This window comes from Mannheimia sp. USDA-ARS-USMARC-1261, assembly GCF_000521605.1.
In the GTDB taxonomy this organism is placed as follows: domain Bacteria; phylum Pseudomonadota; class Gammaproteobacteria; order Enterobacterales; family Pasteurellaceae; genus Mannheimia; species Mannheimia indoligenes.
Genome location: NZ_CP006942.1, coordinates 2132494 through 2146300, shown reverse-complemented (window position 1 = coordinate 2146300; position 13807 = coordinate 2132494). Strand labels below are relative to the sequence as shown.

The 13807-nt window shown below is 39.7% G+C and carries 6 protein-coding genes; 3 read left to right on the top strand and 3 right to left on the bottom strand.

The features are described from left to right. Positions 1-129: 129 nt before the first annotated feature. Entirely contained in the window at positions 130-10200 is a 10071-nt protein-coding gene (locus X781_RS12345) for a YadA-like family protein (protein ID WP_442914793.1), read from the top strand. 154 nt (positions 10201-10354) lie between these two features. On the opposite strand, the gene hflX is transcribed toward X781_RS12345, so the two are convergent. The 3 genes from hflX to miaA all read right to left on the bottom strand — a co-directional run bounded on the left by hflX (position 10355) and on the right by miaA (position 13112). Then, a complete protein-coding gene (gene hflX / locus X781_RS10385; protein WP_025236804.1) occupies positions 10355-11740 on the bottom strand; it encodes a ribosome rescue GTPase HflX in 1386 nt (461 codons plus the stop codon). Between the two features lie 19 nt (positions 11741-11759). Beyond that, on the bottom strand, positions 11760-12035 hold the full coding sequence (hfq, locus tag X781_RS10380) for an RNA chaperone Hfq (protein WP_025236803.1): 276 nt from the start codon (positions 12033-12035) through the stop codon (positions 11760-11762). A 123-nt stretch (positions 12036-12158) separates the two neighbouring features. Beyond that, positions 12159-13112: a tRNA (adenosine(37)-N6)-dimethylallyltransferase MiaA gene (miaA, locus tag X781_RS10375; RefSeq protein WP_025236802.1), complete on the bottom strand. Its 954-nt coding sequence runs from the start codon at positions 13110-13112 to the stop codon at positions 12159-12161. A gap of 162 nt (positions 13113-13274) precedes the next feature. Between miaA and X781_RS10370 the strand changes: the two genes are divergently transcribed. Next, the gene (locus X781_RS10370; RefSeq protein ID WP_025236801.1) at positions 13275-13541 is read left to right on the top strand and encodes a type II toxin-antitoxin system RelB/DinJ family antitoxin; all 267 of its coding nucleotides are present in this window, start codon (positions 13275-13277) and stop codon (positions 13539-13541) included. Next, complete coding sequence (locus tag X781_RS12105) at positions 13538-13795, top strand: type II toxin-antitoxin system YafQ family toxin (protein WP_081732122.1); 258 nt, start codon at positions 13538-13540, stop codon at positions 13793-13795. The genes X781_RS10370 and X781_RS12105 overlap by 4 nt, the downstream gene beginning before the upstream one ends. Positions 13796-13807: the final 12 nt, after the last annotated feature.

Sequence of the window (13807 nt, the reverse complement as noted above, 5' to 3'; positions counted from 1 at the left end):
AATGCCAATAATATTGCAAATAATACACAAAACATCACCAAAAATGCGACTGAGATTGCCAAAGGATTTGGGTTAAAAGCAGAAGATAACAACACCGTTAATAAAAAACTGGGTGAGTTTGTAGATGTTGTGGGTGGAAATAGTAACATTAATACTACTGCTTCGGACGGTAAAGTAAAAGTTAATTTAAATAATACCTTAAATTTAACTGACAGTGGTTCGGTTACAATTGGTGGCACAACTATTAATAATGGTGGTTTAACCATTGAAAATGGTCCGAAGATTACTAATACAGGCGTTGATGCAGGTAATAAGCAAATTACGAATGTATCAAACGGTACAATTAGTAATACTTCTAAAGATGCAGTTAACGGTTCACAGCTTTATGCTACCAATCAGAATGTAACAAATTTAACTAATAAGGTTGATGGTGGATTTAACATTACTGCTGATAATTATGGTAATGGGCTCACTCAACCTGACAATGTTAAATTAGGTGAGACAATTACATACACCTCAACTGATAAAAATATTGTTACTACTGTTAGCAATAACACCATTGATTTTGCATTAAATTCAACCTTAGCTATTGGGGGTAAAGACGGTAAGCCGGGTATCGGTTTAGATGGTACGAACGGCACTATCGGTTTAACTGGTCCGGTAGGTAAAGACGGTAAATCGGCGACTGCAAATATCACTGTTAAAAATGGTGCTCCGGGTGTTGATGGCAAAGATGGCGACTCTAAAACCCGTATTGTTTATGGCAATGAGGAAGTAGCGACTCTTAACGATGGCTTAAAATTTGGAGCTAATAGCGGTGAAGTTCATAATGCGAAATTAAATACGCAAGTGAATGTAAAAGGTGCTGAGTCTAATACGCAATGGGATAACTTTGATAAAGGTCAAAATATTATGACCCAAATCAATGGTGATAGCATTACAGTAGCATTGGCGAAAAATGTTAACTTGACTGACGGTGGTTCAGTAACCATTGGTGGTACGAATGTTACTAAAGATGGTTTAACTATTACAGGTGGACCAAGTGTTACTACTACGGGTATTAATGCTGGCGATAAGAAAATTACGAATGTGACTGCCGGTAATGTAACCAATGATAGTAAAGAAGCTGTTAATGGTAGTCAATTGTATGCAACTAATCAAAATGTAACTAATAATACCAATAATATTACTAAAAATGCGACTGAGATTGCCAAGGGCACGGTTTATGCAGGTGATTATTCTGCAACAGGTGAAGCTGTTGATGGAAATAAATTCACTCAAGCATTAGGTAATCAAACCAATATTAAAGGTGGGGCAGCATTCGCAAACTTGACCGAGAATAACATCGGTGTGGTTTCAGACGGTAAAGATACACTAACGGTAAAATTATCGAAAAATTTGACCGCTTTAGAGAATGCGACCTTTGGAACGGATACTAATGATAAGACCGTTATCAATAAAGATGGCATTATCATTACCAATGGTACTGATGTAAATAAAACCGTGAGCTTAACTGAAAGCGGTTTAAATAATGGTAATAATCAAATTACCAATGTATCAAGCGGTTTAACCGACTCCAGTGGTAAAAAAACAGATCTTGCGAATGCAACTACAACCAATGCGGTTAATGTGGGTGATTTAAAAGAGACAGTTAATAACTTAACGAATGCAACGACAGGTGGTTTTGGTTTAAGTGACGATACTAAAACTGAAGTTAAGCAAGATTTAGGTAAAACTATTCAAGTTAAAGGTAAAGATGGTGTAACAGTTACTACGAACACAGCTGAAAAAGCCTTAGAAATTGCATTAGCCGGTGAAGTGTCTGTTGGCAAAGGTAAAGACGGCAAAGACGGTTCTATTGGTGTGAAAGGTGCTGATGGCAAAGACGGTGTAACTATTAACGGCAATGGCACTGTTGTTGTGGGTAAAGATGGCACACCAGGTCAGATTGGCATTAACGGTAAAGGTGGTACAAATGCAACCATGACCGTTGAAAAAGGTGCTCCTGGCTTAGATGGTGCATCAGGTAAAGATGGCAAAACAGGCGAGCAAACAACCCGTATTGTTTACACTAATGAAAAAGGTAACAAAGAAGAAGTTGCTAACCTGAATGATGGTTTACGCTTTACCGGTAACAACGAAGTTGAGAACAAACATAAGCTTAACAGCTTAGTCACTATTGTTGGCGAAGGAGTGAGCAAAGACCAATCAAATGATTTCCAATCTGCAGCAGGTAATATTAATGTGAAAGCAGATGGTAAGGGAACATTGACGGTTCACTTAGCGAAAAACCTCAACTTAACCGATACTGGTTCGGTAACTATTGGCGGCACAAATGTGACTAAAGATGGCATTACGATCAACAATGGTCCGAAAATTACTGCCGATGGTAATAATATTAAAGTGGGCGATAAAGATGGGAATACGGTAAAAATCACGAATGTAAAAGAAGGTGATTTAAATGCAAATTCTAAAGATGCCGTTAATGGTTCACAGCTTTATGCTACAAATCAAAATGTCACTAGCGTAACAAACAAAGTTAATGGCGGGTTTAATATTGATGCAGATAATCGTGGTGAAGGCTTGAAGGATGTTGATAATGTTCAGTTAGGTGAAACGGTGAAGTACACTTCAACAGATAAGAACATTGTTACAACCGTTACCAACAATACTATCGACTATGGTTTAGCAAACAACATTACTGTAGGTAAAGCAGGTAAAGATGGAAAACCGGGTGAAGATGGTTCAATCGGTGTGAATGGTGCTAACGGTAAAGATGGCATTAGCATTACACCGGAGACTATTGTGTTTAAAGGTATTGACGGTGTAAACGGTAAAAACGGTACTGATGGTAAAGATGGTAATGCAACCATTAAAGTTGAAAAAGGAGCAAAAGGTCTTGATGGTAATGACGGTCAAGATGGTAATAGCAAAACCCGAATCGTTTATGAAAAACCGGATGGCAAAACAGAAGAAGTTGCGACACTTAACGATGGCTTAAAATTCGGTGCTAATAACGGCACAGTTCACAATGCGAAGTTAAATACGCAAGTGGATGTAAAAGGTGCTACAAATAATACGGATTGGAATAAGTTCGATGCCGGTCAAAATGTGATGACTCAAATTGTGAACAGTACGATTACTGTGGCATTAGCAAAAGACTTATTCGGTTTAAATAGTGCAACTTTTGGTACTGCTGAGACTGATAAAACCGTTATTCATAAAGATGGTATTACTATCACGAAGAAAGATCCTAATGATGAAACTAAATCAAATGTGACATTAACCGAAGATGGTTTAAACAACGGTGGTAATAAAATTACCAATGTGGCAGACGGTAATGTAACGAGTGATAGTAAAGAAGCAGTTAATGGTAGCCAGTTATACCAAGTTCAGCAAATTGCAAATTCCGGTTGGAATTTGACCGCTAACGGTACAAATAGTAGTAATGTGAAGCCAACTGAAACGGTTGATTTAAACAACAAAGATGGCAACATCAATATTACTAAGGATAACCATAATGTTACTTTTGCCCTGAAAAATGACTTAAAAGTGGGTGAGAAGGGCAAAGATGGCTCTATCGGTGTGAAAGGTGCAGATGGCAAAGATGGTGTAACCATTAACGGTAACGGTACTATTGTTGCTGGTCGTGATGGTAAAGATGGTGTAGATGGTTCAATAGGTGCTAATGGTAAAAACGGTTCATCTGTTGTGTTAAACGGCAAAGATGGTTCTATCGGCTTAACCGGTCCTCGTGGTAAGAATGGGGAGAACGGTGCAAGCACCAATATTACGGTTAAAGATGGAGCACAAGGCGTTGATGGCGACAAAGGTGAAAACGGTTTACCGGGTAAAAACGGTGAAACCCGTATTGTTTATAAAAACGGTGGAAAAGAAGAGCAAGTTGCTAATTTAAACGATGGCTTACTCTTTACCGGTAATAATGCTGATACATTAAATCGCCATAAACTCAATACGTTAGTGAAAGTACAAGGCGAGGGTGTTTCTAAAGAACAATCGAAGGACTTCAAGTCTGCTGCAGGGAATATCAACGTTGTAGCCAAAGAGAGCGATAAGCTTGAAATTCAGTTGAACCGTGAGTTGAAAGACTTAGGTAATGCGAGCTTTGTTAAATACAAAGATGAGTTAGATAAAGATGGTAAACCTTTGGTTGATGAAACAGCACCTAAGACTACCGTCAATAATAACGGGATTACGATTACTCCTGTAGCACAACCAGGAGAAGTTAAATCGCCTGTAACCTTAACTCAAAACGGTTTGGATAATGGTGGCAATGAAATCATTAATGTGAAGTCAAACTTAGCTCCTGTGACGGTGAATGATCAGAAACAACCTGAATCAAATAGCCCAAGTAAGTTGGCTGGCAAAGTGAATAATGCTGCAACAGTGGGTGATGTATTGAATGCGGGTTGGAACTTACAAGGGAATGGAGAAGCTGTTGATACGGTGGTTCATAATGATACAGTAAACTTTATCAATGGTCGTGGAACAAAAGTAACAGTGGAATCAGACCCACAAACTAGCAGTAACACGATTAAAGTGGATACGGCTGTAGGTTATGTTGACCCTGCAACTAAAGTGGATAACACTGATCCGACTAATACAGTGAAGTTCTATAGTAAAGGTAATGATCCGGTACAAGTTACGAATGTGGCGAGCGGTGTGCGTGATACAGTAACTGCAACAGGTGAAGGTGGTAAACTGACACCAGCAGATGTTGCAAATGCGATTAAAACTGCGGAAGGAGATACCTTAACTAATGCTGTAAATATTGGGGATTTAAAAGACACGATTACTAGTGTTTCAACCGATGCTTATGGTTTGAAAGACAAAGAGGGCAGGGAGTTTAAGCAAAATTTAGGTACGACAGCACAAATTACGGGTGATGCAAATATCAACACCAAAGTAGTTGATGTGACTAATAAAGATGGTACACAAAGTAAAGCCCTAGAAGTGAGTTTAAATCCAGAAGTTGCACTTGGTGCGAAAAACGGCAAAGATGGCAAAGATGGTGTTGACGGCAAAGTGACAGTGAATGGTAAAGACGGTTCAGCAGTTACGATTGACGGAAAAGACGGCTCATCTATTAGCGTAGCCGGACCAAAAGGTGAAGATGGTAAACCAGGAGCTTCAGTTGTCCTAAACGGCAAAGACGGTTCTATTGGCTTAACCGGTCCTAGAGGCACAGATGGCAAGGATGTCATAAGCACTAATTTAACTGTGAAGAATGGTGCTGAAGGCGTTGATGGCACAAATGGTAAAGATGGTGATAAGTTGACCAATTTACCTGCTAAAGACAGTGAAACCCGTTTAGTTTATACCAACAGCAAAGGCAACCCTGAACAAATTGCAAACCTAAATGATGGTTTAATTTTCACAGGCAACAATGAAGCGTTAAATCGTCATAAGCTCAACACGGTTGTGAAGATTGTAGGTGAGGGTGTAGATAAGTCAACTTCTGATACCTTTAAATCAGCAAAAGGGAATATCAATGTTGTGGCGAAAGAGGATGATAAACTTGAAATCCGATTGAACCGTGAGTTGAAAGACTTAAGTAATGCAAGCTTTGTTTCTTACAATGATGACGGTAGCATAAATACTGAAGTACCTAAAACAGTTGTTAGCAACAATGGCTTAACCATTACGCCGAAAGATGGTAAAAATGGTAATATCGTGTCATTAACTGATAAAGGTTTGAACAACGGCAACAACCAAATCGTTAATGTGAAGAGCGGTATTGATGGTCAGAATGGTAAAGACGGTCAGCCGGTTAAATCGGTAAATGATTTAACCGAAGATCAGCTTAAAGAGGTTGGTACTAATGCAGCGAACATTAAAGATGTACGTAATGCAACAGATGCTTTAATTTCTAAAGGCTTCAATATTACCGCAGATCATTCGGCATTAGATAAGGGTGAAAAAGTTGATAATGTTAATTTAGGCGAAACAGTTAGCTATACTTCGACTGATAAAAACATTGTAACGACAGTGCGTGATAACGCTATTGACTTTGGTCTAGCTAATAATCTAACTGTTGGTAAAGACGGTAAAAATGGTCAGCCGGGTGAGGCTGGTTCAATCGGTGTTAAAGGTCAAGACGGAAAAGATGGTGTTTCAATCAAAGGTGATAACGGTGAGCCAGGAAAACCGGGTGAAGCAACAATCACTGTAGGCCGTAACGGAAAAGACGGTGCTGATGGCGGTAATGGCATTGACGGTAAAGTTGGTGTGAACGGTAAAGACGGTTCAGCTGTTGTGCTTAACGGTAAAGATGGTTCAATCGGCTTAAATGGAAAAGACGGTAAAGACGGCTTAACATTTAAATCGGCAGATGGTGCTCAAGGTGTTGATGGTAAAAACGGTAAAGATGGCTTACCGGGTAAAGATGGTAAAACTCGTATCGTTTACCAACCGACTGATAAAGACGGTAACCCAATCAAAGATAATGAAGGTAACCCGATTAAAGAAGAGGTGGCAACACTTAATGATGGCTTAATCTTTGCAGGTAACAATGAGAAGCTAAACCGTCACAAGCTAAATAGCGTAGTGAACATTATTGGCGAAGTAGCTACAGGCATCAATGATAAAAAGACATCTGATAGCTTTAAATCAGCGGCTGGTAACATCAATGTAGTTGCTAATGCGAAAGATCAGCTTGAAATCCGACTAAACCGTGACTTAAAAGACCTAGCTACAGCAAACTTTGTTGAATACAAAGAAGATGGTTCTGTAAATGCAGATGCACCGAAAACAGTTGTAAACAACAATGGTGTAACGGTAACACCGAAAGACGGAAAAGCTGGTAAAGACAGTAATGTTGTCTCTTTAACTAAAGATGGTCTAAATAATGGTGGAAACCAAATCGTTAACGTGAAGAGCGGTATTGACGGTCAGAATGGTAAAGACGGTCAGCCGGTTAAATCGGTAAATGATTTAACCGATGAGCAGCTAGAAAAAGTAGGTACTAATGCAGCGAACATTAAAGATGTACGTAATGCAACAGATGCTTTAATTTCTAAAGGCTTTAATATTACCGCAGATCATTCGGCATTAGATAAGGACGAAAAAGTTGATAATGTTAATTTAGGTGAAACTGTTAAGTACACGTCTAAAGACAAAAACATTATCACAACTGTAAGCGATAATGCGATCGACTTTGCATTAAACAATAACTTAACCATTGGTGGTCCGGGTAAAGATGGAAAACCGAGTAAAGATGGTACAATTGGTGTGAATGGTGCTAATGGTAAAGATGGCATTAGCATTACACCGGAAACTATTGTGTTTAAAGGCATTGACGGCGTAAACGGTAAAAACGGTGCTGATGGTAAAGACGGTAATGCAACCATTAAAGTTGAAAAAGGAGCTAAAGGTCTTGACGGCAACGACGGTAAAGATGGCGAAAGCAAAACTCGTATTGTTTATGAGAAACCAAACGGCGATAAAGAAGAAGTTGCTACACTTAACGATGGTTTAAGATTCGTAGGTGATGACGGCAAAGTTATCGATAAGAAACTAAATGAAACTTTACAAATTTCAGGCGGCGATACAGATTTAGATGATTTATCTGATGATAATATCGGTGTGGTGAATAAAAATGGTAAGTTAGTGGTTAAATTAGCGAAAAACATTGACTTAACAGAAGAAGGTTCAATTACAATCGGTGATACATTTATTGATACGAATGCTGTTGGTGTAGGCGATTCTGCATTAACTGGTGATAGCCTAACGGTTGGTGGTGATAATGCGATTACTGTTGATGGTAATAAAGGCACAATTGGTGGCTTAACGAATAAGACATTTGATCCAAACAACTTCACAAGCGGTCAAGCAGCAACAGAAGACCAATTGAAACAGGTTTATGATGTAGCTAATTCCGGTTGGGATATTGCAGCGAATGGTCAAAACAGCACAAATGTTGGACCGAAAGGTAAAGTTTCATTTAATAATGAAGATGGCAATATCATCATTACCAAAGAAACGACCGATAACAATGTAACCTTTGCATTAAATAACGATTTAACTATCGGTGGTCCGGGTAAAGATGGTAAACCTGGTAAAGATGGTGCAATCGGTGTGAAAGGTGCAGATGGTAAAACAGGTGTAACCTTAAACGGTAAAGATGGTACAATCGGTATCAACGGTAAAGATGGTTCAAACGGTACAATGACCTTTGAACAAGGTAAACCGGGTGTTGATGGTAAAGATGGCGAAACGAAAACCCGTATCATTTATGAAACCAAAGACAAAGACGGCAACCCTGTTAAAGAAGAAGTTGCAACCTTGAACGATGGCTTAAAATTCGTTGGTGATGATGGTAAAGTAATTACTAAGAAACTAAACGAAACTTTAAGCATCACCGGTGGTGAGAAAGATGCTACTAAATTATCTGATGCTAATAATATCGGTGTAGTAAATAACAACGGTACTTTAACCGTTAAATTAGCGAAAGATATTGATTTAACGAAAGATGGCTCTGTTACTATTGGTAATACTACGGTAAATAATGATGGTTTAACTATCAAAGATGGTCCAAGTGTAACCAAAGACGGTATTAGTGCAGGCGATAAGAAAATCACTAATGTTCAAGACGGTGAAATTTCTTCAACCAGCAAAGATGCGGTAAACGGTAGCCAGTTATATCAAGTGCAACAAGTTGCTAACGCAGGTTGGAACTTAACAGCAAATGGTAAAGACAAAGGCAACGTTAAACCGGGTGCAACGGTTGATCTGAACAACAAGGATGGTAACATTGTTATTACTAAAGAAGGTAATAATGTAACCTTCGGCTTGAACAACGACTTAACAATCGGTGGTAAAGACGGTAAAGACGGTCAAATCGGTGTTGCTGGTAAAGACGGTAAAGATGGTGTAACCATTAAAGGCGACGGTACTATCGTTGCAGGTCGTGATGGTCAAGATGGTGTTGATGGATCTATCGGTGCAACCGGTAAGGACGGAGCATCAGTTGTATTAAACGGCAAAGATGGTTCTATCGGCTTAACCGGTCCGAAAGGTACTGACGGCAAACCGGGTGCAAGTGCAAATATTACAGTGAAAGACGGTGCTGAAGGTGTTGATGGCACAAACGGTAAAGATGGATTACCGGGTGAAAACGGTAAAACTCGTATCGTTTATGAAACCATAGACAAAGACGGCAAGCCTGTAACAGAACAAGTCGCAACGTTAAATGATGGTTTGATTTTCTCAGGTAACAATGAAGAGACTAAGAACCGCCAGAAACTGAATACTGAAGTTAAAGTGAAAGGTGAAGGTGTGGATAAAGCCGCTTCTGAAAACTTTAAGTCAGCATCAGGCAACATCAATGTGAAAGCAAATGGTACTGATACATTAGAAGTACAATTAGCGAAAGCGATTGATTTAACGGAAGATGGCTCTGTAACAACCGGTGGCACAACCGTAAACAACAATGGTTTAACTATTAAAGACGGTCCAAGTGTAACTAAAGGCGGTATCGATGCGAAAGATACGAAGATTACTAACGTTAAAGATGGTGATGTAACGGCAACAAGTAAAGATGCTGTGAATGGTAGTCAGTTATACAATGCAATTGAGAATGCAGGTTGGGAGCTCACTGTTGATGGTAATGTTGCAGCGGATTCAGAAGAGGGATCTAAACGTGTTAATAACAATGGTAAAGTTGCTGTGAAAGGTGGCAAAAACATCGTAGTTTCACGTAAAGGCTCAACGGTTGAAGTTGCGACTTCAGACAATCCTGAGTTTGATTCAGTAAAAGTTGGTGGTACAACTATCAGATCAACAGTTGCTAAAGATGGTGTTAATGAACTTAACATTGCAGGTAGCAACAATGCTCCAACACGTATCACAAATGTAGCAGAAGGTGTGAAAGGTACTGATGCTGTAAATGTGAATCAGTTGAAAGGTGCAGAAAACCGTCTGAACAACCGCATTAACAACGTAGATAAAGATTTACGTGCGGGTATTGCTGGTGCACTAGCAGCTGGAAACTTATACCATGTAACACAACCTGGTAAATCAATGGTTTCTGCTGGTGTGGGTACTTATCGTGGTCAAGGTGCTATGGCTGTAGGTTACTCTCGTTTATCTGATAATGGTAAAGTGGGTATTAAATTCAGCGTTAACTCAAACAGCCGCGGGCACGCAGGTGCTGCTGCAAGCGTAGGTTACCAATGGTAATAGCGTTAGCTAACTGATAACAAAGCCCTTCTCGAAAGAGAAGGGCTTTATTTTTACGTATAGATAAGAAAACAAGCGGTTATTTTTTACTGTTGTTTTGCAAATGGATTTTACAATTTCCCAGTAAAAAATAACCGCTTGTCGTTAAGAAGAGTTAATTATCCCATTTTGCCAATTCGGCATATTCCGTCAATTTGGGGAAGTGTTTTAGCCATTTATGCCACTGTACTTCGTTCACTTCAATTTGCACAATTCGCTCGCCGAAATCATTGAAATTTTCAGCTTTAATGCAATTTTCTGCTTTAAACTGGGCGTAAATTGCACCGGCAGTAACAGGGAGCAAGAGTGTTTCACGCACTAAATTGCTTCGTAGTCTTTCTTGTATGGCTTGGAATAAGAGCTCAATGCCTTGATTTTTTTGAGCTGAGAGATAAACCGCAATCGCTGTGCCATCATCATTACGTTCGATATGTGGCTCAATTCCCTCTAACTTATCTATTTTATTAAAGACTAACAATGTTGGAATGTCCAATGCTTCAATTTCATCAAGCACTTGATTTACCGCATCAATATTTTCATTTTTGCGATCGTCTGAACCATCAATAACGTGTAGGAGCAATGTCGCTTCTGTGGTTTCTTGTAAGGTAGATTTGAACGCAGAGACTAAATCGTGTGGCAGAAAACGAATAAAACCCACCGTATCGGCGAGAATTGTTGTGCCAACATCTTGTACTTGAATGCGGCGTAAGGTTGGATCAAGTGTCGCAAACAGTTGATCGGCAGCATAAACACCCGCTTGGGTAATGGCATTAAATAGGGTAGATTTGCCTGCATTGGTATAGCCAACAAGAGAGACAGTTGGAATATCCGCTTTTTGACGCGTTTTCCGATTTTGATTTCGTTGCTTGCTGACTTTTTCCAAACGGCTTAAAAGTTGCTGAATTCGCACTTTGATCAAACGGCGATCCGTTTCCAGCTGAGTTTCACCCGGACCTCGTAGCCCGACAGAACCACCTTTTTGTTGATCTTGATTGGTTACACGGCGAACCAGGCGAGTTGATAAATGGCGAAGCTGTGCTAGTTCTACCTGTAGTTTCCCCTCGTGCGATCTGGCTCGCTGGGCGAAAATATCGAGGATCAAACCTGTTCTATCTACCACTCGGCAGCCGCATAATGATTGTAAATTTCGGGTTTGTGCAGGGCTTAGCTGATGATTGACTAATACCACGGTTGCCTCTAATTGCTCTACGGCTTCAGCAATTTCTTCCGCTTTGCCTTGCCCGACATAATATTTGATATGTGGGCTTTGACGAGTTGTAGTTAGGGTCGCCAGCACTTCAACACCAGCAGACTCTGCCAATGTTTGAAACTCAAGTAGATTTTCGACATCTTTATGTTGTCCAAGATAGAGGTGGACAAGAATTGCTTTGTCTCGGTTGTTTTCTATGGGGGCTTTAATTTCTGAAATTGGGTTTGCTTCAGATAAAGCAAAGCCAAACGCAGAATATTCTTCTGAGTTTGGCAATGATTCGTTTAACATTTTTTGATTGATAATGTGATTATTCCGTTTGTTCAGCCGCTTCTGTTGCAGCTTGAGTGTGCTGGTTTTGGTTGTTATTGTTGTTATGCGATAACGCACGAGCAGGCACAACCGTTGAAATGGCGTGCTTATACACCATTTGGCTTACTGTATTTTTAAGTAAAATCACGAATTGATCAAAAGACTCAATTTGACCTTGTAATTTAATGCCGTTAACTAAATAAATTGAAACAGGAATACGCTCACGACGAAGTGCATTCAAATATGGATCTTGTAAAGATTGACCTTTTGCCATTTTATCTTTCCTTTTTATTGTTGTGTGTTGATGTTAGGACAGCAAATTATGATATAAGTTCTAAGGTGTGTGCAGATACTTCAAATTGAGTGAAAACTTATTTAAGTTTAGGCACGCCACGAACTAAATATTATCACAATTATTTAAATAATGATCGATCTTTTCAACCATTTTTGTTTTGGAGCTGGTCGGATCTAGAGTATCTAACCACGTTAGCTCACCTTGCCAGCCTCGAAGCCAAGTAATTTGTCGCTTTGCCAGTTGGCGTGTGGCACAAATGCCTTTGAAAATCGCTTCATCAAGAGAGATATCGCCTTGTAAATATTCCCACATTTGGCGATAGCCCACGCAACGAATTGACGGCAGATTAATATGCAAATCTTCACGTAAAAATAACCGCTTGACCTCCTCTTCAAAGCCCAAGTCAATCATTTTGTGGAAACGTTGCTCAATACGTTGGTGTAACACTGCCCGATCTTCAGGAGCAATTGCAAATTGCAGAATATTATACGGCAACGCTTCGCCTTGTTGGGCGGTGAGTTCCGTCATCGTTTTGCCGGTGATGTAAAACACCTCTAACGCTCGGTTAATCCGTTGGCTGTCGTTTGGGTTAATTCTTGCCCCTGCAACAGGGTCGATGTTCGCTAATTCCTGATGCAACGCTGCCCAGCCGTGTTGCTCGGCTCTCGCTTCAATCTCGGCACGAATAGTTGGATCGGCAGATGGCAACGGTGAAAGTCCTTCCAGCAACGCTTTGTAATAGAGCATTGTGCCGCCCACCAAGAGCGGAATTTTTCCCTGAGCGGTAATCTCTGCCATTTCACGCAACGCATCGGCGTGGAAGTTCATCGCCGAATAACTTTCCGTAGGGTCTAAAATATCAATTAAACGATGTGGGGCAAGAGCCAGTTCTGCTTTGCTTGGTTTTGCTGTACCAATGTCCATTCCTTTGTAAATCAAGGCAGAATCCACACTAATTACCTCAACAGGTAATTCCTGTCTGAGAGCGATGGCTAAATCTGTTTTGCCTGAGGCAGTCGGACCCATTAAAAAAAGGGCGAGGGGTTTTTGAGTCATTTTATTATTAAGCTGAATAGTTAATTCTTTTAAATCAGTATAGCACATTTAAGCCTAAGTTTAGGCTCAGCCACATAGTTATAAAATTAAACTATTCATTGAACTAATTTTTATAAATGCTATCATATTGTATATCATTTGATATACAAAAAGAGGTTTTCTATGGCAAATAGTGCATTAGTTAGTGTAAGAATTAGCCCTGAAATTAAAGAGCAGGCAAGCGAAGTTTTAGCCGGAATTGGTTTAACGGTTTCTGATGTTATGCGAATGACATTAGCAAAAATTGCGACGGAAAAACGTTTTCAGCTTGACTATCAACCTAACGTGGAAACAGCAGAAGTATTAAAAGCGGTTAGAAATGGAGATGAAAAATTAAATCCGGCTAAAAACATTGCTGATTTAATGGAGCAACTTAATGCGAGAGATTGAGTTATAGTAACGCTTTTAAACGAGACTATAAAAAGTGTGCCGTTGATACATTATCTTCTTCGCTGATTGAAGCACTCTATTTTCTCATCAACGATAAGCCATTACCTGAGAAATATTGCGATCACGCATTAACAGGTGAATGGAAAGGTTTTCGGGATTGCCATATTCAGCCTGATTTAGTGCTGATTTATCGAAAGATTGATGATAAATTAGAATTGTTGAGAATAGGTAGTCATTCCAATTTATTTGGGTAAAGGGCGAGAGTT

Bases quoted from the DNA above. Each gene is read 5' to 3' on its own strand.
- hflX (WP_025236804.1), bottom strand. From the start codon at position 11,740: ATGTTAAACGAATCATTGCCAAACTCAGAAGAATATTCTGCGTTTGGC.
- hfq (WP_025236803.1), bottom strand. From the start codon at position 12,035: ATGGCAAAAGGTCAATCTTTACAAGATCCATATTTGAATGCACTTCGT.
- miaA (WP_025236802.1), bottom strand. From the start codon at position 13,112: ATGACTCAAAAACCCCTCGCCCTTTTTTTAATGGGTCCGACTGCCTCA.
- X781_RS10370 (WP_025236801.1), top strand. From the start codon at position 13,275: ATGGCAAATAGTGCATTAGTTAGTGTAAGAATTAGCCCTGAAATTAAA.